This window comes from Pseudorhodobacter sp., from assembly GCF_030452865.1.
GTDB lineage: Bacteria > Pseudomonadota > Alphaproteobacteria > Rhodobacterales > Rhodobacteraceae > Pseudorhodobacter.
Genome location: NZ_JAKDLJ010000005.1, coordinates 1 through 20481 on the forward strand (window position 1 = coordinate 1; position 20481 = coordinate 20481).

24 protein-coding genes and 1 other RNA gene are annotated in these 20481 nt (G+C 59.6%); 18 read left to right on the top strand and 7 right to left on the bottom strand.

Translation table 11 applies throughout. From position 1 onward, the window contains the following. Positions 1–608: aminotransferase class I/II-fold pyridoxal phosphate-dependent enzyme (locus L0H65_RS00790; protein WP_301456859.1), on the bottom strand; the 608-nt coding region annotated here is incomplete at its 3' end. Positions 609–734: 126 nt separating this feature from the next. On the opposite strand from L0H65_RS00790, the gene L0H65_RS00795 reads away from it, so the two are divergent. From L0H65_RS00795 to L0H65_RS00805, 3 genes are all read left to right on the top strand, one after another. Beyond that, positions 735–1130: a helix-turn-helix transcriptional regulator gene (locus L0H65_RS00795; RefSeq protein WP_301456860.1), complete on the top strand. Its 396-nt coding sequence runs from the start codon at positions 735–737 to the stop codon at positions 1128–1130. After that, positions 1127–1396, top strand: a complete 270-nt coding sequence (locus L0H65_RS00800) for a succinate dehydrogenase assembly factor 2 (protein WP_301456861.1) — start codon at positions 1127–1129, stop codon at positions 1394–1396. Before L0H65_RS00795 ends, L0H65_RS00800 begins: the two co-directional genes overlap by 4 nt. 119 nt (positions 1397–1515) lie before the next feature. Continuing rightward, the gene (locus L0H65_RS00805; RefSeq protein ID WP_301456862.1) at positions 1516–2013 is read left to right on the top strand and encodes a MarR family winged helix-turn-helix transcriptional regulator; all 498 of its coding nucleotides are present in this window, start codon (positions 1516–1518) and stop codon (positions 2011–2013) included. A gap of 103 nt (positions 2014–2116) precedes the next feature. Here the strand turns inward: L0H65_RS00805 and L0H65_RS00810 are convergent, their stop codons facing one another. The 3 genes from L0H65_RS00810 to L0H65_RS00820 all read right to left on the bottom strand — a co-directional run bounded on the left by L0H65_RS00810 (position 2117) and on the right by L0H65_RS00820 (position 6714). Then, positions 2117–4183 carry a capsular polysaccharide biosynthesis protein gene (locus L0H65_RS00810; protein ID WP_301456863.1) on the bottom strand — a complete coding sequence of 689 codons (2067 nt, stop codon included), beginning with the start codon at positions 4181–4183 and terminating at the stop codon, positions 2117–2119. Between the two features lie 7 nt (positions 4184–4190). Then, positions 4191–5327 (bottom strand): polysaccharide biosynthesis/export family protein, encoded by a 1137-nt coding sequence (locus L0H65_RS00815; protein ID WP_301456864.1) that lies wholly within the window; start codon positions 5325–5327, stop codon positions 4191–4193. Between the two features lie 94 nt (positions 5328–5421). Further along, entirely contained in the window at positions 5422–6714 is a 1293-nt protein-coding gene (locus tag L0H65_RS00820; RefSeq protein WP_301456865.1) for a capsule biosynthesis protein, read from the bottom strand. Positions 6715–6912: 198 nt separating this feature from the next. Between L0H65_RS00820 and L0H65_RS00825 the strand changes: the two genes are divergently transcribed. The 6 genes from L0H65_RS00825 to L0H65_RS00850 all read left to right on the top strand — a co-directional run bounded on the left by L0H65_RS00825 (position 6913) and on the right by L0H65_RS00850 (position 10642). Continuing rightward, positions 6913–7521, top strand: a complete 609-nt coding sequence (locus tag L0H65_RS00825) for a riboflavin synthase (protein ID WP_301456866.1) — start codon at positions 6913–6915, stop codon at positions 7519–7521. Continuing rightward, complete coding sequence (locus L0H65_RS00830) at positions 7518–8066, top strand: hypothetical protein (protein ID WP_301456867.1); 549 nt, start codon at positions 7518–7520, stop codon at positions 8064–8066. The genes L0H65_RS00825 and L0H65_RS00830 overlap by 4 nt, the downstream gene beginning before the upstream one ends. Before the next feature lie 110 nt (positions 8067–8176). After that, positions 8177–9247, top strand: a complete 1071-nt coding sequence (gene ribB, locus L0H65_RS00835) for a 3,4-dihydroxy-2-butanone-4-phosphate synthase (protein ID WP_301456868.1) — start codon at positions 8177–8179, stop codon at positions 9245–9247. Positions 9248–9250: 3 nt separating this feature from the next. Next, the gene (locus tag L0H65_RS00840; protein ID WP_301456869.1) at positions 9251–9772 is read left to right on the top strand and encodes a 6,7-dimethyl-8-ribityllumazine synthase; all 522 of its coding nucleotides are present in this window, start codon (positions 9251–9253) and stop codon (positions 9770–9772) included. Further along, positions 9769–10245 (top strand): transcription antitermination factor NusB, encoded by a 477-nt coding sequence (gene nusB, locus L0H65_RS00845; RefSeq protein ID WP_301456870.1) that lies wholly within the window; start codon positions 9769–9771, stop codon positions 10243–10245. The genes L0H65_RS00840 and nusB overlap by 4 nt, the downstream gene beginning before the upstream one ends. 94 nt (positions 10246–10339) lie before the next feature. Continuing rightward, positions 10340–10642, top strand: a complete 303-nt coding sequence (locus L0H65_RS00850; protein WP_301456871.1) for a hypothetical protein — start codon at positions 10340–10342, stop codon at positions 10640–10642. 5 nt (positions 10643–10647) lie between these two features. Here the strand turns inward: L0H65_RS00850 and ssrS are convergent. From ssrS to tldD, 3 genes are all read right to left on the bottom strand, one after another. After that, a non-coding RNA gene (gene ssrS / locus L0H65_RS00855) (6S RNA) lies at positions 10648–10804 on the bottom strand. Positions 10805–10934: 130 nt separating this feature from the next. Then, positions 10935–11348 carry a hypothetical protein gene (locus tag L0H65_RS00860; protein ID WP_301456872.1) on the bottom strand — a complete coding sequence of 138 codons (414 nt, stop codon included), beginning with the start codon at positions 11346–11348 and terminating at the stop codon, positions 10935–10937. Beyond that, positions 11348–12769, bottom strand: coding sequence for a metalloprotease TldD (tldD, locus tag L0H65_RS00865; protein ID WP_301456873.1), 1422 nt, complete (start codon positions 12767–12769; stop codon positions 11348–11350). The genes L0H65_RS00860 and tldD overlap by 1 nt, the downstream gene beginning before the upstream one ends. A 196-nt stretch (positions 12770–12965) precedes the next feature. Between tldD and coxB the strand changes: the two genes are divergently transcribed. The 9 genes from coxB to L0H65_RS00910 all read left to right on the top strand — a co-directional run bounded on the left by coxB (position 12966) and on the right by L0H65_RS00910 (position 20450). Continuing rightward, complete coding sequence (gene coxB / locus L0H65_RS00870; RefSeq protein ID WP_301456874.1) at positions 12966–13790, top strand: cytochrome c oxidase subunit II; 825 nt, start codon at positions 12966–12968, stop codon at positions 13788–13790. A gap of 73 nt (positions 13791–13863) precedes the next feature. Continuing rightward, on the top strand, positions 13864–14796 hold the full coding sequence (gene cyoE / locus L0H65_RS00875; RefSeq protein WP_301456875.1) for a heme o synthase: 933 nt from the start codon (positions 13864–13866) through the stop codon (positions 14794–14796). 1 nt (position 14797) lies between these two features. Next, positions 14798–15022: a hypothetical protein gene (locus L0H65_RS00880; protein WP_301456876.1), complete on the top strand. Its 225-nt coding sequence runs from the start codon at positions 14798–14800 to the stop codon at positions 15020–15022. Then, the gene (locus tag L0H65_RS00885; RefSeq protein ID WP_301456877.1) at positions 15019–15591 is read left to right on the top strand and encodes a cytochrome c oxidase assembly protein; all 573 of its coding nucleotides are present in this window, start codon (positions 15019–15021) and stop codon (positions 15589–15591) included. The genes L0H65_RS00880 and L0H65_RS00885 overlap by 4 nt, the downstream gene beginning before the upstream one ends. A 55-nt stretch (positions 15592–15646) precedes the next feature. Further along, positions 15647–16447: a cytochrome c oxidase subunit 3 gene (locus L0H65_RS00890; protein WP_301456878.1), complete on the top strand. Its 801-nt coding sequence runs from the start codon at positions 15647–15649 to the stop codon at positions 16445–16447. Between the two features lie 92 nt (positions 16448–16539). Continuing rightward, complete coding sequence (locus L0H65_RS00895) at positions 16540–17211, top strand: SURF1 family protein (RefSeq protein ID WP_301456879.1); 672 nt, start codon at positions 16540–16542, stop codon at positions 17209–17211. Positions 17212–17224: 13 nt separating this feature from the next. After that, entirely contained in the window at positions 17225–18610 is a 1386-nt protein-coding gene (thrC, locus tag L0H65_RS00900; RefSeq protein ID WP_301456880.1) for a threonine synthase, read from the top strand. Further along, positions 18607–19866, top strand: a complete 1260-nt coding sequence (locus L0H65_RS00905; RefSeq protein ID WP_301456881.1) for a pitrilysin family protein — start codon at positions 18607–18609, stop codon at positions 19864–19866. Before thrC ends, L0H65_RS00905 begins: the two co-directional genes overlap by 4 nt. Continuing rightward, the gene (locus L0H65_RS00910; RefSeq protein ID WP_301456882.1) at positions 19866–20450 is read left to right on the top strand and encodes a GNAT family N-acetyltransferase; all 585 of its coding nucleotides are present in this window, start codon (positions 19866–19868) and stop codon (positions 20448–20450) included. The genes L0H65_RS00905 and L0H65_RS00910 overlap by 1 nt, the downstream gene beginning before the upstream one ends. Positions 20451–20481 lie beyond the last annotated feature (31 nt).

The window sequence follows — 20481 nt, forward strand, 5'->3', positions numbered from 1 at the left end:
GTCATCACCCAAACCTGCGGGTGACGCATCAATACGTCGGTCAGCGCCTTCAACTCCGCCCGCGTATAGCCCGCACCTGTCGGATTGGAGGGGCTGTTGAAGATGAACCATTTGGTTTTCGGCGTGATCGCGGCTTCCAACTGCGCGGGCTGCAATTTGAAATTGGTTTCAATCCCCGCAGCAACCGCAACCGGAGTGCCACCTGCGAGCAGCACCATATCGGGGTAGGACACCCAGTAAGGTGCCGGGATAATCACCTCATCACCGGGGTTACAGGTCGCCATTAAAGCATTGAAAAGGATCTGCTTGCCGCCAGTGCCAACGCTCACTTGGTTCGGCGCATATGTCAGGCCATTTTCGCGCGCGAACTTGGCGCAGATCGCCTTTTTCAGCTCTGGCATCCCGTCAACCGCCGTGTATTTCGTGTGCCCCGCGTCAATCGCCGCCTTCGCCGCATCCTTGATGTTCTGCGGCGTGTCGAAATCCGGCTCCCCCGCGCCAAGGCCGATCACATCTTTGCCGAGCGCTTTCAGTTCATTCGCCTTGGTGGTGACGGCAATGGTCGGCGAGGGTTTCACGCGGGCGAGGGTATCGGACAAAAAGGCCATGGCAGGCTCCGTTGCAAAAGGGGGGCGCATCTGCCGCAATCGCCCCCGTTTGAACTTTGCGGCCACTTGTCATAGGGTGCGCAGGAAAAGCCTTCAAGCGCTAAGAACCAACATATGGAGACAACGATGACCAATACGCAAGCCGCGAACTGGTACAGCGACGATTCTGCGACATTCGGGGATCGGGTCGCCGCCGCGCGTGAAGGTGCCGGGTTTTCGCAAGAAGACCTTGCGCACCGTCTGGGCACCAAACTGGTCACGATCCAGAACTGGGAAAATGATGTTTCAGAGCCGCGCGCGAACAAATTGCAGATGATGTCCGGGATGCTGAATGTCTCAATGCGTTGGTTGTTGACCGGTATGGGTGAAGGCGTTGAAAGCCCAGATGCGCCGGCGAATGGCGATCTGAAGGATGCGTTGGTCGAACTCGCACGGATGCGGGCACAGGCGCTGGCACTGTCGCAGGATATCGGGCATCTGGAAAAGCGGTTGCGCGGCCTTGCGAAAGACAATGCAAGATGAATGAGACCCCAGAGGCGCGCCTGAAACGCATGAAAATGCGGTCGTGGCGGCGCGGGACCAAAGAGATGGACATGATTCTTGGCCCCTACGCCGATTCGCATCTGGCGCACATGACCGAGGCGCGGCTGGTACTTTTCGACCGTTTGCTTTGGGAAAACGATCAGGATTTACTGCCTTGGGTGTTGGGCCAAACTGTCCCGCTGCCGGATTATGCTGAATTGATCGCAGAGATCGGTGTTTTTGCCCGTGCGCGGTTGCAAGCCTGACAACGCGGCGAAACCGTGGCGGGAATTTCGCCAATTTGCGGCGAAACTGGCGCAAGTTTACCGAATGTTTGCGTTTTGTGTTGATTCTACCCTGAATGTACCCAGGGGCGGAGAAGACAATGACCCTACATACCAATCTATTGGACGGCTCTCAGAAAGCGTTGATGGCCAGCTATCTTGAAAGTCTGGCGCTGCTGGAACGGCTGCACCGGCTGTTGCTTGATGTCATCAAGGATGAGTTTGAGCGTTTGGGCGTGTTGGAAATCAACTCGGTTCAGGCGCTCTTGCTGTTCAACATCGGCGAAAATGAGGTGACAGCGGGCGAGTTGAAATCGCGCGGCTATTACCAAGGCTCCAACGTCAGCTATAATCTGAAAAAGCTGGTTGAATTGGATTATATGCACCATCAACGCTCAGAAATTGACCGTCGGTCTGTGCGGGTGAAACTGACGGCAAAGGGCCGGAATATCCGGCTTATGTTGACCGAGTTGTTTGAGCGGCATACCGAAGGCTTCGAAAAACGTGGCATCATCGGCGCCGCGGGGATGGAAGACATCAACCAATCCCTCAAACGGATGGAGCGGTACTGGACCGACCAGATCCGCTATATCTATTGAGGCAAACCGTTTGCATTTTGTCTGAAACAGGAAAATCGAAATTCGCGTTCGACCAATGAGGGAGGCGGCCAATTTCGATTCAAATCAAATGCAAAACGCTCTATTAGCGCCAGAAACCGGCGTATCCGGAAAATTTCCCTTGTAGCTTTGCCAGAAGGCGAAGGGACAGGGACGGCGCGGAAACCGCGCCATCGCGCAAGCGCTCCAGCACCACCTCTGGCGGGCAGGGCAGCCAGCTTACCGGGTCGAAATAGCGCGGATAGGCGATCAATGTCGCATGAACCAGATGGTGCAGTGATCGTTGGACCAGTGGCGTACCATCAAGGGCCTGCGAACGGCGTGTCGGGATCGGGCCAAGATCTTGGGTCAGACCCCAACCGGCGTAGAACGGCGCGCCGAGACAGGTCACAGATACTCCCCGCAGCAAGGCTTCAAACCCCAGCAGCGAGGTCATGGTCCAGACTTCATCCACCTGATCCAAAAGAGCAACCGGGTCGGCGCGTGTGGCGACGTGTTCCACCAGATCGCGCAGCAGTTCATGTGCAATCGCACCGGGACGCAGGCCCGCTTCGACATCTGGATGGGGTTTGTAGATCAGCACAGAGTCCGGATTGGCGTTGCGGGTCGCCTCTACAAGCGCCAGATTGCTGCGCACGACCCCTGCGCCAAGGCGGATCGAGGCGTCATCTTCGACCTGACCGGGGATCAGAATGCGCGTGCCTTTCGGCAAGTCGGGCAAATCAGCGCCGCCAAGATTGTATTTCGACAGCCGGTCCGCAACCACGGTTGCGATCAATGTGCGCGCGCGCTGTTCTCCGCCGGGCGGAAGCGGCGCTTGGATCAACCTTTCCAACCGGCTTTCCCGGCTCGGGTCATAGTAGATGCCGCAATCGTCCGCAACGATGCTGAGGGGCGGAACCAATTCTGCACCCAATCCGCGGGAGCGTAGAAACCCATCTTCCACCCGCCGGACTTTCACGGGATGGTTCAGGGCGAGGAAGGCGTCGGGCTCCTTGCCCGCCCAAACCAGCAGATCTCGCCCGGTACGGGGAGCGTTTGCCATAGCCTTCGCAGGCTCATCGACAAAGCGCAGCGGGGTGTATCGGCCAAAGAACGCTTGTAGCCGCCCGCGTTTCCATAGGCGCATTCCAACGGCTAAATGGCCCTGATGGTCCTCACGATAGACGCGCACTTCCGCCTCCAACTGATCGACAGCCTGTTCAAAGCTGCAAAGTCGCTCGCGGCAAGGGTCGTACCATGTTGGGGCCAGGATCATCGCGGCGGCAAAAACCTGTTCCGGGCGCAGATTGCGGCCCCGGCGCGGCGGTGGCGTCTCATCCCGGCTCAACCCCCATCCGGCATAGAACGGTTGGCCGAAAACACGCGGGCAATGACCGGCAAGGATCGCCTCAAACCCCATTTGTGACGATACGGTGTAGACTGCCGCAGCGCCGTCCAGCAAGTGCCAAGGCGAAACCGGAGCGCGCAGAAGTTGATAGTCCGGCGAAGGTGCATAATGGCCCTGCCGCAACCCGAGATTGGTTTCGGGATGCGATTTGACGACGATACGCTGGCCGGGATGTTCGGCTTTCGCTGCCGCAAGCATCCAATCAAATACCTCCGGTTCCGCCCCGGAAAACCGCAATGAGGCGTCGCCTTTGGTTTGGTCTATCAGCAGCACATATCCGGGAGGAGGGCAGGGCAGGGCAGGGTCGTGAATGTTGTATTTCGACAGATCCAATGCTCTCAACCGCGCGATCCCTTGTATGGCGCGCGCCAACAGGTTCGAATCGTTCAATGGATGCTTCTTCAGCAGGGTTTCGAGCAATGAGGGTTGGCTGGCATCGAAATGCACGCCAACAGGGTCAATGATTAGCCCCAAGGGCGCATCCCCGGCCCGGCCCGGTCGAACTGATCGCAAAAACGCATCCTCCATCCGGACCAGTGGTACAGCGCGCGATTGGGCGATGCGTTCTCCGCGCGAGGCGTAGGGGCTGCGGCCCCAGACAACGACCCCATCGCCCGCATACGGTAGGCCCATGCGCAATTCATACCCCATCAGTTGCAGGATACGTCGCAACCGGCGTTGGCGCAGAAAGCCTGTGTTGTAAAAGAACAGCCGCCGGGGGATTTCCCCGACGGCTGACATTTCTGGTTGATCGCTCAGCATCGGCGCGTCAGTTGCTGCTCCGCGCGGCGGAGGAAATGCTGTCGGCCGCAGTGACGGTGCCGGTCACTGCCGAAATGGTTTTCTGCCACTGCACGAAGGGTGCCTCGGTGACATAGACCGTATCGCCATCCCGCACGAGGAAATCACGCGCCTCGAACATGCCGGTTGGCTGCGTCAGGTCCAGCACATAGACCATGCGCTGATCGCCTTGCAGGTCGCTGCGCCCCAGCACGGCGTTGGCAATTTCGGCAGGCTCATTGCGGAACACGAAAACACCCGTCGGATCGGCAAGGCTGGTGTTCAGCCCGCCCACTTGCGCAATTGCCTCAATCGCCGAAAGTGTTTGCGTGTCAAAAGGAATCCGGTTCTGGGTGCCTGTCGCACCAAGCGCCACGAAGGCGCGCTTGTCGCGTTCGACCACGATGCGATCACCGGCGCGCAAGGCGATATCAAGCGACGGGTTGGCGTAGAGGTCTTCAAGCCAGATCCGCCCGGTCTTGCCACCGCGCGTCACCCGCACAATCGCAACGGCGGGTTCGATCGCGACGCCACCAGCGCGGGCCAGCATTGCGGTCAGGCTGCGGGTCGGGCGTTCAATCGGATAGACACCTTGGCCCGTAACCATGCCGGAAACCGACACGGTGGAGCCATCGCCCGCGACACGTTGCACGGTGACTTGCGGGTCCGGCGTCTGGGTGTCCAGCTTGCGGGTGATGGCACGGCGCAACCCTTCGGGTGACTGGCCTGCCGCTTTGATGCGCCCGGCATAGGGGACAAAGATATAGCCCGCGCCATCCACCTGCACATTGTCGAGCGCCGAAACCCGCTGGCCGGTGTTGCCCAACAGCGGATCATCTTTCACGTTTTCGAACACGGTCAGCGCCAGGGTATCGCCCGGCGAAATGGTGTCAGACCCCACGACCCCGGCCTTGCGGAAGTCGGAGCCAAAGCCAAGTGCAGGCGTGACGGATGTGGCGCGCGTTACGCGGCTGTTGACGGAAACGATGAACGCATCGCCTTCTTTCAGGACAGAACCTGCAAAGATTTCTTTCTTGTTGGGGCCGGATCGCGGCAATCCGCACGCACCCACCGCCACAACAAGTGCCAGAAGGGCCAAGCCCTTGGCCCCTTTCTGTATCGTCATTTTCACTGCCCGGGCTCCTTTTTCGGATGTTGCCTCAGATTATTTTTTCTTGATGCTACAGAACCGGATCAAAAAATTCCAGTTTTGCGGCATGTTATCCTTTAACGATGTGCAACTGTTGCCGTGGTGCCGCGCTTCCTTTCGTCAGCGCATCATAGGGATCGTCGGGTAAAAGCATCATATCTACCACCTGTCGTAGCAATTCACGCCTGCCACGCGAGGAGTAGAAGCCGCCGGGCACCTGGCTGGTTTCCAGCAGGTAGTGGCGATAATCGCGATATGCGCGGCTATCAGGGCGTGTCGGGTGTGAAAAGAAGGCGTCAATCGCTTGGGAAGACACGAATTCCGGTTTGTCATAGACCGCCGCGCCAAACACTTTCAGCGGCAATCCGCGCCAAAGCACCTGTTGCGCGGCGGTGGAATTGACCGTCACCGCCGACCGCGCGTGGTTCAGCAACGCCGCCAGTTTGCCACCCCGCACGAAATGAACGCGCCCGGTGACGCCGTGTTTTTGCGCCAGGCGCCGGATCTCATGCGCGACGGGAACGCGGCCATCTTCCAGCGGATGCGCCTTGAAGACGAGGTGGTGATGCGGGGCCGCCCCCCGCGCAAACCCTTCCATCACCACGGCAAGGAAATCGGTCATCGTATTGAAGGGCGAATGGTTCTGAAAGCTGCTGTCATGTTCCAGTTGAAGCAGCACCAGATGATAGGGAAAGCCGCCGTGCTTGATCCGGAAACTCGCCAGCACGCGTTCCCATCGGTGCAGCGGCAGCAAGGCAAGCCGTTTGCAGTAGAGCAAAAACTCCTGATGCACGGTCAGCGCGCGATGCGGGCGGTAACCGCGATAATCCCAGAACCCGGTAAGGACAAACCAATGATAAAGCGCGCCCCAGAACATATGCTGGCGCATGTCGCCCCAGCGGGCCGGCGCATCGGGCAGATCCATATCGGAATGTGCCAGATCATGCTGCATCTGCGCCAGAGTGAGGTCCATCAAACGCGAATTGCCGTTGGAGCCGCCCCGTTCATAGGTCACCCAATGCGGGCGCAGATAGCCTTCCTCAAACACATGCACGGCGATCCCGGCTTTCCGGGCAAGGGCAACGGCATGGGCATGAATTGGTCTTGTGTCGCCATAAAGCACGATGTCAGTGATGTGCAACTGTGCGATGAGGGTGGAAAAACGCTGTGGCCAGGCGTCTACGCTGTCTTTGAACGGAATATAGCTGGCGCTATCCGGCCAAAACGCGCGATCCCCCCGGTTGAAGCCAACCCGCCAAACCTGCGCGCCTGACTGTGTAAGCATATGGCCCAACTGGCGAAAGAACGGGCCATGGGGGCCTTGCAGCAACAGGAACCGACGATTTTCACCCGAAACGCGCATGCAACCTCTTTTGCCCCATCCAATCCATTTCTCTGTTCTGGTAAAGGGGGAAACCGCTGGGAAGGCCCGGATATAGCTGATAATATCGGCGAAATTGTGACTGGAAAACCTTGCCTGCATTCCGGGTCGGATAGCAACGATTGCGCGCTTGCATGATACAGTCGCCGGCGTTAGCCCTTGGGGAAAAGGGGGTGCATCATGTTTACCGGCATTGTGACAGATATCGGCAAAGTGCTAGAACTGGAACAAAAAGGCGATCTGCGCGCCCGCATCGGCACCCGCTATGACGTGGGCGGCATTGATATCGGCGCGTCGATTGCCTGTGACGGGGTATGTCTGACGGTCATCGCGCTGGGCAGCACGCCGCAAAACTGGTTCGATGTGCAGATCAGCGCCGAAAGCATCAGCAAGACCAACATCGGACGCAACGGCTGGCACAGCGGCAAACGGCTGAACCTCGAACGCGCCTTGAAGGTGGGCGATGAATTGGGCGGGCATATCGTGTCCGGCCATGTCGACGGCGTTGCCGAAGTCGTGGCCCTTCATCCGGACGGTGACAGCCTGCGCGTGACGTTCCGTGCACCGGACTCATTGGCGAAGTTCATCGCGCCGAAAGGCTCGGTTGCGCTGAACGGCACCTCGCTGACGGTGAATGAGGTGAACGGCGCCGAGTTCGGCATCAATTTCATCCCGCACACGCAATCTGCAACCACTTGGGGCGATGTGGCGCTGGGCGATCTGGTCAATCTGGAGGTGGACACGATGGCCCGCTACGTCGCGCGCCTGCGCGAATGGGGGTCGGAATGAGCTGCCCGGCCATCGGTCACAACAACGGCCCGACGCTGGAGCCGGGCGGATCATGGCGCAAGCATTGCTGGGTGCAAGCCCGAAAGGCGCTTCTGCCCCATCTGCCGATTGAGGTTCTGCGCGGACGGCTGCGGCGCGCGGCGGAGTTGGGTCTGGACTACAGCACTTACGCGGGCATCCGCGCGACAACGGGGTGTGATGTGGTGGCGGTTCTGTTCTCCTCCAACGCCCTGCGCCTGCACAACGGGAAATCCGCCCCGCCAGCCATTGCGCGAAAGATGGCGCAGACCATGGCCATTCGTACCGGTCTTGCCACCGACCCTTTGTCGCCGCAGGCAATGCTGCAAGCGGCACCCCTCGATGCTGCCTTTGCGGCCCCTGCCGTCCACGCGGGTTTTTCCCAAACCCGGAACGTGGTTCGAACGGCGCTTGGCCGCACGCCCGCTGATCAGACGATTCTGATTGGTGCCTACGGGGCGGAGGCGGAATGGACCGCCGGCGCCCCGCTTGCAGGTTATGTCGAGGCGGCGGCCTATTTCCGCTAGCCGTGCGAAGCCGTCGTTATTCGCCGTCGATGCTGCACAACGCTGCGCGACCCTCTGGCAATCCCGCCAAAGCCGGGGTATTGGCGGGGCAACCGCTGCATGAGGCTGCCATGACCGAAACCGATTTTTCCGACGCAATCTCCTCCATCGAGGAGATTATTGAGGACGCGCGCAATGGCCGCATGTTCATTCTGGTCGACCATGAGGACCGCGAGAATGAGGGCGATCTGGTGATCCCGGCGCAGATGTGTACGGCGGCCCATGTGAATTTCATGGCGACCCATGGCCGTGGGCTGATCTGCCTGACGCTGACTGAAAATCGGATTGACGCGCTGGGGTTGACCTTGATGAGCCCCAAGAATTCCAGCCGCCACGAAACCGCGTTCACCACTTCGATCGAGGCGCGCGAAGGTGTGACCACCGGGATTTCGGCGGCTGACAGGTCGTTGACGGTTGCAGTCGCGATTGATCCGGACAAAGGCCCGCAGGATATTGCGACCCCCGGCCACGTCTTTCCGCTGCGCGCCCGCAATGGCGGCGTGCTGGTACGCGCGGGCCATACGGAGGCTGCGGTGGATGTGTCACGGCTGGCGGGGCTGGACCCGTCCGGCGTGATTTGTGAGATCATGAACGACGACGGCAGCATGGCCCGTCTGCCTGATCTCATTGGTTTTGCGCAGAAACACGCGCTGAAGATCGGCACGATTTCCGACCTGATCGCCTACCGTCGCCGTAATGACAACCTCGTGCGGATCAGTTCCGAAGCGAACGTCACATCAGAATTCGGTGGAGACTGGGTGATGCGCATCTACACCGATGACACCGAAGGCGCGGAGCATGTGGTTCTGGTCAAGGGTGATATTTCCACGCCTGTGCCGGTCCTGGTACGAATGCACACGATGGACCCCCTGCTGGACGTGGTGGGCCTTGGTGCCGCTGGCCGGACTGGCGAATTTGGCGATGCGATGCGCCTTATCGCGGCCGAAGGGCGCGGCGTTTTGGTGCTGCTGCGCGATTTGCATATGAAAATGGTCTCCGAGGCCGAAGTCAGTCCGCAAATCCTCTCCAGCCTCGGGATCAAGGATCTCGTTCTGTTGACCAATTCGCCGCAACCGCGCGTCGTGGGTCTTGATGCTTACGGCCTGACCATCATCGGCACCCGTGCCATTCCGAAAGGGTAGACCATGGCTTCCTCTGAAACCCATTCCACCTTGCCGTTGCCGACTTTTGACAAGCCGGTAAAGCTGTTGATTGTGGTCGCGCCCTATTACCGCGCTGTCGCGGACCAGTTGATTGCGGGTGCCACAGCCACGGCGAAAATTTGCGGAGTAGAGGTCGAAGTGATCGAAGTCCCCGGCGCGCTGGAAGTGCCAACCGCGATCGCGATGGCGGAGCGGCAAAGCAATTACGATGGCTATGTTGCGCTCGGCTGTGTGATCCGCGGCGAGACCACGCATTACGACACCGTTTGCAACGACAGTTCCCGCGCGATTTCCCTGCTGGGGCTGCAAGGCGCTTGCATCGGCAACGGCATCCTGACCGTGGAAAACATGGCTCAGGCCGAGGTGCGCGCAAACCCCGACAAACAGAACAAAGGCGGCGGAGCCGCCGCCGCCGCCCTGCACCTGATCGCCTTGTCACGCCGCTGGTCCAGCGCGCGCAAAGGCATCGGCTTTCGCCCGCCCGAGGATAGTTTTCGCGCATGACCAGGCCCGACCCGAAAAAAGACCAAAAGAAGCAGATGAAATCGGCCTCAAGGCTTTATGCCGTGCAGGCGCTGTTTCAAATGGAAAGCTCTGGCCAGACGGTTGAGGCAGTGCAACGCGAGTTTGAGGACCACCGTTTCGGCGCGATCTATGATGGCGATGAAATGGCTGATGGTGACGTTACCCATTTTCGCGCGCTGCTGAACCATGCCGTCAACCGTCAGGCGCGGATTGACCAGATGACCGACCGCGCCTTGGTGGCGAAATGGCCGATTGACCGGATTGACCCGGTTCTGCGCGCGTTGTTTCGCGCCGCCGGTGCCGAATTGGTCGAAATGCAAACTCCGCCGAAAGTGGTGATCACAGAATATGTCGATGTGGCCAAGGCGTTCTTTCCGGAAGGAAAGGAGCCGAAATTCGTCAACGCCGTTCTGGACCACATGGCGCGCGAGGCGAAACCCGAGGCGTTCTGAGGTTGCTTTTGCCAAGCATGAAACCGCGACAAAACGCCTGCGCCCGTTCCCGGCTCGCCATGCTACCATAACCCGCGAAGGAAATGGGAACCACATGCCGAAACTGATCCGTCTCTATATCGTCAATGTTGCCATCGGCTTTGCGCTGGCATTTGCATTCGTTTCGGGGCTGATCTGCTTTGACGTGGCGGGGCTTTGGCATCTTTTTACCGAAACTGACAAAGGCTGGCTGGGCTTTGTGATGATGGTGGTCTTTAACGGCATTGTGTTTGCCGGGGTCCAGTTCGCCTATGCGGTGATGAGCATGGCTCAACGTGATGACGGCCCCAAAACCGGCAAGAAACAAACCATTCCCGCCGAACTCGCACCGGTACATATCGGTACCAAGCGGCGATGAGAGTGGCAGGAACCGCAGCAGCCGTGTCGGCTTGAATTTCCCGAGAGCCTGAGTGTTCAGGTGGTCGCCAGATACCAAGGCCAGAACCTTGACAGAGCCAGCTCCCTCGGAGATGCTTATCGGCCACTGGAAAAGGGCCAATCACGAACCGAGCAGTACCCGCCACCCAGAAAGATAGGGTCGCAGCCAAAACAAAGCAAGGGGCGCCTGTTCTTCTGCCAATTCATCTTGGTAAAAATACCTTCAAGGGGGGAATTGGCCTTCAGGCCAAGGGGGGACAGAATGTCCCCCGCTACGCCAGTTTCAGTTTCAACGATCGGCCCAAAAACCAGCGTAGTGCCAGAATAGCGAGCAGGCCAAAGGGCGCTGCTGCCACTGTGCCGACGATACTGCCGCCGATTGCGCCGATTAGCAGGCCCAGCAACGCCGCACTCAGCCATCCGAACCCGCCATCCCGCAGCATAAACCACAACAACGGGGCGGCCAAAATCCAGCCGACCCATGAAAACAGCGGTGAAAAGATCAACAGATAGACAAGGCCATACAGAGTAAGTTGCATTTCCGCCGCCACCACGCTTTTCGTCGCCAACAAGACGGCCACCAGCATCCACCCCGCTACGCAAGGCGCGCCCCAAATCACCGCGATGCCGGTGAACAGCACGCCGTTTGGCACAGGACGCTGCGGGTCAGAGCGGAACCACCCCATCAGGCCGCAGAGCCGCCGATGGTCAGCCCGCCGATCAGCAGCGTCGGTTGGCCGACCCCCACAGGCACCCATTGACCAGCTTTGCCGCAATTGCCGATGCCGGGGTCCATCGCCATGTCATTGGCAATCGCGCGGATTTGTTTCAACGCCGTAGCGCCATCGCCAATCAGTGTTGCGCCCTTGACCGGCGCGCCGATTTTGCCGTTTTGCACCCGGTACGCCTCGGTGCAGGAAAACACGAATTTGCCGTTGGTGATATCGACCTGACCACCGCCAAAGCCCACCGCATAAATCCCGTCTTTCAGGCTGGCAACGATTTCCGCGGGGTCGGCCGTGCCGCCCAGCATATAGGTGTTGGTCATGCGCGGCATCGGGATATGGGCATGACTTTCGCGCCGTCCGTTCCCGGTGGGCGCGACGCCCATCAACCGCGCATTCTGGCGGTCCTGCATATAGCCAACCAGAACCCCATCCTCTATCAGCACATTCTTGCCGCTCGGCGTGCCCTCATCGTCAAAGGAAAGGGAGCCGCGCCGATCCGGGATGGTGCCATCATCCAGCACGGTCACACCTTTGGCGGCAATCTGCTGCCCCATCAACCCGGCGAAGGCCGAGGTTTTCTTGCGGTTGAAATCACCCTCCAAGCCGTGACCGATGGCTTCGTGCAGCAAGATGCCGGGCCAACCCGCCCCCAAAACCACATCCATCATGCCCGCCGGGGCAGGCACCGCCTCAAGGTTCACCAGCGCGATGCGCAGCGCTTCGCGCGCGACGCCTTGCCAATGCGCAGGGTCCATCAGACGCGCCAGACCATACCGGCCGCCGCCGCCCATTCCACCTGATTCGCGTCGACCGTTCTGTTCGACGATCACCGAGATATTCAGCCGTGCCATCGGCCGGATATCGGACAGGCGCAGGCCTTCGGGGCGCAAAATCTCTACCTCCTGCAATCCCGCCGCAATGGTCGCCGAAACCTGAATCACACGCGGGTCAAGCGCCCGTGCAAACGCATCAATTTCACGCAAAAGGTCGATCTTGCCTGCAAAACTCGCATCCGCCATCGGGTCGGCATCGGTATAAAGCCGCAGATTGGTGCCTTTTGGTGCATCGGCCATACTGCCGCCGCCATCTCCAACTGCCAGACGTGCGGTGTCCATCGCCCGGCGCAAAGCGGGTTCAGAGATTTCGGTGGAATGACCATAACCCGCGACCTCGCCGCGCACGGCGCGCAATCCGAAGCCTTCAGAGGCGTCGTAGCTCGCGTTTTTCACCCTGCCATCATCCAGAACGATGGCTTCTGAACGCTTCCGCTCCAGAAACAACTCACCATCATCTGCGCCAGCAGTGGCCTCGCGCAGCAGCAAAAGCGATTTCGCTTCGTCCAGATGCGTCTCGAACGGGCGAAAAGGGGCTTCTGTCATGGCACTGTCCTTGATTTAGGTCAATCGGCGTCGCTATGCCGCAATGGTTTCTCTTGTCGTTCTTGCCTTAATATGGTTTCACCAAGGATGGAAACAACGGGATTCTGCCGTATAATCGGAAGAACCCAAAAGCAGGCTGAATAACAGCCGCAGAAACGAACGTTGGAACGAACGTAGGAACGAACGGGATATGCAGATGCGCATGAAGACAGGTCTTACCGGCATTGCCGCAAGTTTGATGACACTGTGGGGGGCCGGAATGGCCTTTGCGCAGGACCAGAAACTGGAAATCGTGGGAAGGCCGGAAAACGGCTTGATGGGCTTTCAGCCCGCAGCGACCGAACTCGCCCGCGACATTCACTGGCTGGACCATTTCATCCTGATCATCATTGCCGGAATCACGCTTCTGGTGACCGCATTGCTGCTCTATGTCGCTTTCCGTTTCAATGAAAAGCGCAACAAGGTTCCGGCGACCTTCACCCATAACAGTCCGCTGGAAGTGGCTTGGACCATCGTTCCGATTGTGATTCTGGTATTCATCGGTGCTTTCTCGCTTCCGGTGCTGTTCAAGCAGCAGGAAATCCCGAAAGGGGAGGTCAATATCAAGGTCACCGGCAACCAGTGGTATTGGGGCTATGAATACACGGACGAGGCGGTGGGGCTTGAAGCCTTCCTGATGGACAAGGACAAACTGGTCGAAAATGGCTATGCCGAAAGCGATTATCTGCTGGTCGCCGATCAAGCGGTTGTCGTTCCGGTCAACAAGGTCGTGGTGATGACGGTCACCGGCAGCGATGTGATCCATTCCTGGACGGTCCCGGCCTTTGGCGTGAAGCAGGACGCGGTTCCCGGCCGGCTGGCGCATCTGTGGTTCAAGGCGGATCGCGAGGGCATCTATTTCGGTCAATGCTCTGAACTCTGCGGCAAGGACCATGCCTATATGCCGATCACCGTCAAGGTCGTCTCGCAGGAGGCTTATGACACATGGTTGGCAAAGGCCAAGGTTGACCACGCACTTTGATCCGCAAGGCGGAAAACAGACCGGATGGGGCGGTGAAACCCGGCCCCACCTTATCTTTTGAAGGGTCTTCGGCATGAGCGATGCACGGCTTTATGAACAATCGGGCGAGGCGGGGTTTGGCGATTACATCGCCCTGCTGAAGCCGCGTGTAATGTCGCTTGTGGTGTTCACCGCGATGGTGGGCGTTCTGGTCGCACCGGGCAATGTGCATCCCTTTATCGCAATGACCTCGATCCTGTTCATCGCCTTGGGCGCAGGGGCGTCAGGCGCGCTCAATATGTGGTGGGATGCCGATATTGATGCGGTGATGAAGCGCACCGCCAAGCGTCCGATTCCGATGGGGCGCGTCCAGCCGGGGGAGGCGCTGGGTTTCGGCCTTGCACTTTCCGGCATCGCCGTGGTGATGCTGGCACTTGCCTCGAACCTGCTGGCGGCTGGCCTTCTGGCCTTCACGATTTTCTTCTACGCCGTGGTCTATTCCATGTGGCTGAAACGCTCCACCCCGCAGAACATCGTGATCGGGGGGGCAGCAGGGGCGTTTCCGCCGATGATCGGCTGGGTTGCTGTTACGGGCGGCATCTCGGTTGAGGCGGTGCTGATGTTCATGCTGATCTTCATGTGGACGCCGCCGCATTTCTGGGCGTTGGCACTGTTCATGAAGGAAGACTATTCGAACGCAGGTGTCCCGATGCTGACGGTGACGCATGGCCGCAAGGTGACACGCGCGCATATTATGGTCTATACTGTGGCGCTGGTGCCCTTCGCGCTTGCCGCTGGTTTCACCTCCATCGGCGGCCCGATCTATCTAGCGGTGTCCGTCATTTTGAACGCGGTTTTCCTGTGGGGCGCGTGGCGCATCTGGCGCCGGGATGAGGTGCAGGCCGAAGCGGATCATTACGCCGTGGAAAAGCAGGTGTTCAAGTTTTCCCTGCTCTATCTTTTTCTGCACTTCGGCGCATTTCTGGCCGAAGCTGCATTGAAGCCCTACGGGCTAGGAGGCTGGTAACATGGCATTTCCGGAACAGCATGAGTTGCACAAACGCCGCTTTGGCCGCAATGTCGGGCTCGGCTTGGTCCTCGCGGCCTTCGTTGTTCTGATTTTTGGGCTGACGGTGGTGAAGGTCACACGCCTCGGGCAGGCGCAGGGCTTTGACCATGTGCTGCGCCCTGAAATTGTGCCGGGCCAGAGTGAGACCGCGCCTGCCGCCCGCCCGCCGGAGGCGACGCAATGACTCCGGTTCAGAAAACCGCGACATCGCTGGCGGCTGTGGTCGCGCTGATGGTTGGCTTGTCCTTCGCTGCAGTGCCATTCTACAACTGGTTCTGCCGCGTCACCGGTTTTGCCGGAACCACATCTGTCGCGGAAAAGCCGTCCGATGTGATCCTTGACCAAACCGTCACCGTGCGGTTCGACGCGTCGCTTGATCGCGACATGCCTTGGACCTTCAAACCCATGCAGCGCAAGATGGATATCCGGATCGGCGAAACGGGTCTGGCGTTCTATGAAGCCTATAATCCGACCAACCATGTTGTCGCAGGGCAAGCCAGCTATAACGTCACGCCGGATCAGGCCGGGGGCTATTTCACCAAGATCGCCTGTTTCTGCTTCACGATGCAGGTTTTGCAACCGGGAGAGCGGGCGATCATGCCGGTGACCTTCTATGTTGACCCCGACATCGTGAATGATCCGGAGGCGCAGTATATCCATGAGATCACGCTATCCTATACATTCCACGACGCCTATGTGCGGGTTTATAAGCAAGCAGGGCTTGCCGCGACCGCCGCGAACCCGTTAAACTGACAGGAACCGCCCGCGACAAGCGCGGCGCACGAAAAAAAACGAGGGAAAGACGACCATGGCCCACGCCAAGAACCACGATTACCACATCCTCCCGCCGTCGATCTGGCCCTTTATGGGGGCCGCCGGGGCATTCACCATGTTGTTCGGCGCCGTGCTCTGGATGCACGGGTCTGGCCCATGGCTGTTTCTGATCGGCTTGGCCGCGGTGCTTTATGTCATGTACGGCTGGTGGTCCGAGGTCGTGCATGAAGCCGAGACCGGCGATCATACCCCGGTTGTCGCGATCAGCCTGCGCTATGGTTTCATCCTGTTCATCACCTCCGAAGTGATGTTCTTCGCGGCGTGGTTCTGGAACTTCTTCAAACATGCGCTGTACCCGATGGGGCCACTGTCACCCGGCATTGACGGTGTTTGGCCCCCGACCGGGATCGAAACCTTTGATCCTTGGCATCTGCCACTGATCAACACCTTGATTTTGCTGTGTTCGGGTGCAGCGGCGACATGGGCACACCATGCCCTGGTGCATGAGAACAACCGCAAGGACATGAAATCCGGGCTGATCATCGCGATCCTGTTGGGTCTGATGTTCACCTTCTTTCAGGCCTATGAATACAGCCACGCGGCCTTTGGCTTTGCGGGCAACATCTATGGCGCGACCTTCTTCATGGCGACGGGCTTCCACGGTTTCCACGTCATCATCGGGACGATTTTCCTGACCGTCTGCCTGATCCGCGTCTACAAGGGGCATTTCACGCCGGAACGCCACGTCGGGTTTGAGGCGGCGTCATGGTACTGGCACTTCGTTGACGTGGTGTGGTTGTTCCTGTTTGCGGCAATCTACGTCTGGGGCCAATAGGCGCTGATTTCAGGGTGCATGCCCGTGGATGAAAAGGCGCGGGCCGATGGGGCCGCGCCTTTGCTTTTTACCCGTGTAGGAACAGGTTACCGATGACACGCCGCATGATTGTTCCGCTGCTTTTCGGTTTGGCCGGGGTCGCCATTCTGGTGGCGCTTGGCCTGTGGCAGGTGCAGCGCCTCGTATGGAAACAGACGATACTGGCGGAAATTGATGCGCGGATCAACGACGCCCCGGTGGCTTTGCCGGACACGCCCGATCCAGCTCGTGACCGATTTTTGCCGGTCACGGTTTCGGGGCAACTGACGGGGGAGGAGTTGGATGTGCTGGTCAGCCGCAAGGATATCGGTGCCGGTTACCGGATCATCGCGGTGATGGAGGCGGAGAATGGCCGCCGCCTGCTGATCGACCGCGGCTTTGTGCCGGAAATGGCGCGCGGCGTCCCGCGCGAGGTTGGTGCGCTGACCGTCACCGGCAATCTGCTTTGGCCGCAGGAGGTGGACAGCTATACTCCGGCACCGGACGCGAAAAGTGGCATCTGGTTTGCGCGTGACCTGCCCGCGATGGCGGTGGCGCTGAAGGCGGAACCGGTGTTGATCGTCGCGCGTACCGATACCGGCGACGGGATAGAGCCGCTGCCGGTGGACAGCGCAAGCATCCCCAACAACCATCTGAACTATGCGATCACATGGTTTTTGCTCGCGATTGTCTGGGCGGGGATGACAGGGCTGATGCTCTGGCGTATCAGGCGAAACGTGGAATGAAGGGAGGCTTCTGATGCGCTATATCTCAACCCGGGGTCAGGCCCCATCCTTGGGCTTTTGCGATGCGATGATGACGGGCCTTGCGCGTGACGGCGGGCTTTATGTCCCCGAATCCATCCCACAGATCAGCCATGCGGAGATTGCCGCGTTGTCCGGTCTGCCTTATGAGGATGTGGCGTTCCGGGTGATGTGGCCGTTTCTGGGGGATACTTTCACCGAGGAGGAATTCCGCGGCTTGATCACGCGCGCCTATGCCGGCTTCGGCCATGCTGCCCGTGCGCCGTTGGTACAGCTTGGCCCCAATCATTTCCTGCTGGAACTGTTCCACGGCCCGACCTTGGCGTTCAAGGATTTCGCGATGCAGTTGATCGGCCAGATGATGCAGGCAGCTCTTGCCAAATCGGGGCAGCGGATCACGATAGTAGGCGCCACCTCCGGCGATACCGGATCAGCGGCGATCGAGGCGTTCCGGGGCTTGAGCAATGTCGATGTGTTCATCCTCTACCCGCATGGTCGGGTGTCAGACGTGCAACGGCGGCAGATGACCACGCCAACGGAGCCGAATGTCCATGCCATCGCGATTGATGGCGATTTTGATGATGCGCAGGCCCGCGTGAAGGATATGTTCAACGACCTTGCCTTCCGCGACGAGGTTCGGTTGGCGGGGGTGAACAGCATCAACTGGGCGCGGGTTCTGGCGCAGGTGGTGTATTACTTCTCCTCTGCCGTGTCGCTGGGCGCACCGCATCGCGAGGTCAGCTTTACCGTGCCGACTGGCAATTTCGGCGATATTTTTGCAGGCTATATCGCGCGGGCGATGGGTCTGCCAATCAGGGATCTGGTGATCGCCACCAATCAGAATGACATACTGGACCGCGCGTTGAAAACTGGCGACTATCGGACCGACGGGGTGAAACCCTCGATCAGCCCGTCGATGGATATTCAGGTGTCCTCCAACTTTGAACGGGTGTTGTTCGACGCTTATGGGCGCGATGGTGCTGCGGTATCGGTATTGATGGGTGAGTTGAAATCTGGCGGCTTCAAGATCAGCCAAGGCGCGTTGCAGATGCTGCGCGATGAATTCGCCTCGGGCCGTTGTTCAGAAGATGAAACCCGCGCGACAATCAAAGCAGCGTTTGCGGGGTGCGGTGAAGTGCTTTGCCCGCATACGGCTGTCGGCGTTTGGGTCGCCGCCGATCATCTTGGCGCGACCCCGATGATCACTTTGGCCACCGCGCATCCGGCCAAATTCCCTGATGCGGTAGAGGCGGCGATGGGTATCCGCCCGAACCTGCCGGAGCGTATGGCCGACCTCTTTGATCGCCCTGAACGCCTGACCCGCCTGCCCAATGACCTCGCAACGCTTCAGGCCCATATCCGCGAAGGGATCGTCCATTGACCAGCCGCCTGACCACCTTGCCCAACGGTTTCCGCATCGTGACGGAGGCGATGCCCGGCCTGAAATCCGCGAGCGTGGGCATCTGGATCACCGCAGGCGGGCGGCATGAGAGAGTGGAACAGAACGGCATCGCCCATTTTCTGGAGCATATGGCGTTCAAAGGCACCGAAAAGCGCAGCAGCTTGCGGATTGCCGAGGAAATCGAGGATGTTGGCGGCTATATCAACGCGTATACGTCGCGTGAGATGACGGCATTTTACGCCCGTGTGCTGCAAGATGACGTGGCGCTGGCGGTGGATGTGATCGGCGATATCATCCTCAATCCGGTGTTTGACCCGAAAGAGATTGAGACCGAACGCAATGTGATCTTGCAGGAAATCGGGCAGGCGCTTGACACGCCCGACGACATCATCTTCGATTGGCTGCAAGAGGCGTGCTACCCTGATCAGCCCTTTGGCCGCACCATCCTTGGTCCCGCCGAACGGGTCAGCGGGTTTTCCCGCGATGACCTGACCAAGTTTGTCGCCGAACACTATAGCCCGGACCGGATGATCCTCTCAGCCGCAGGTGCGGTGGACCATGATGCCATCGTGGCACAGGCCGAGGCGCTGTTCGGCGGTCGCAAAGCCGGGGGGGGCGGCGCAATCCAGCGCGCAGCTTTCAAAGGCATGGAACGCCGCGAAACCAAGGCGCTGGAGCAGGTGCATTTCGCCCTGGCGTTTGATGCGCCCGGGTATCTTGCCCCCGATGTCTATACCGCGCAAATCTATGCAATGGCGATGGGCGGCGGCATGTCCAGCCGGTTGTTCCAGAAGATCCGCGAGGAACGCGGGCTGTGCTATTCCATCTTTGCCCAATCCGGCGCTTATGAGGATGCGGGGCAAATTACGATCTATGCCGGCACGTCGGAAGCCGAAATCGCGGATCTGACCTCACTTACGGTTGCCGAATTGAAGCGCGCAGCAAGCGACATGACCGAAGCCGAGGTTGCCCGCGCACGGGTGCAACTGAAAGCCGGGATGCTGATGGGCCTGGAAAGCCCGTCAAGCCGGGCGGAGCGGTTGGCCCGTCTGCTGGCGATCCATGGCCGGGTGCCGGAACCCGACGAGGCAGTTGCCAAGATTGATGCGGTGACCATGCCCGATGTGCGCCGCTATGCTGGTGAAATGATCGGCGCGGATGCGGCTCTGGCGCTTTACGGCCCGGTCGGAAAAGCGCCGGGGCTGGAGGATATCCGGCGCGGGCTTGGTGGCTGATGCTGTCATTCCGGCGCAAACTGCGGATTGAGACGGAGCGGATGACCCTGCGGCTGCCGGTGCATGCCGATTGGCGCCCTTGGTCCGATCTGCGCAAAGCCAGTGCCGGTTTTCTGAACCCGTGGGAGCCTGTCTGGGCCGAGGATCATCTGTCGCGTCGCGCCTTTACCAACCGGGTCTATTGGTGCGCCCGCGCGCAATCCCAAGGCACCGCCTTGCCGCTGATGATGTTTCAGCGCGACACTGGCCGGTTGCTCGGCGGCATCACCTTGGACAATATCAGGCGCGGTCCGTCGCAGGCTGGTACGCTTGGTTATTGGATCGGGCAACCCTTTGCGCGTCAGGGCTTCATGCGCGAGGCGATCCTGACAGTCGTTCACCACGCCTTCACCGCGCTTGACATCAGCCGGGTGGAGGCCGCCTGCCTGCCGGAGAACGCCGCCTCACGCGGGGCATTGGAAAAAACCGGCTTCAAATATGAAGGGGTAGCGCAAAGTTATCTGCAAATTGGCGGGCGCTGGCGCAATCATGTGCTTTACGCCAATCTGCGCAATGACAGGCGCGGGCGGACAGGCGCTGGATAAAGTCCCGGTGCCAAGACCAAAAGGAGGCTCC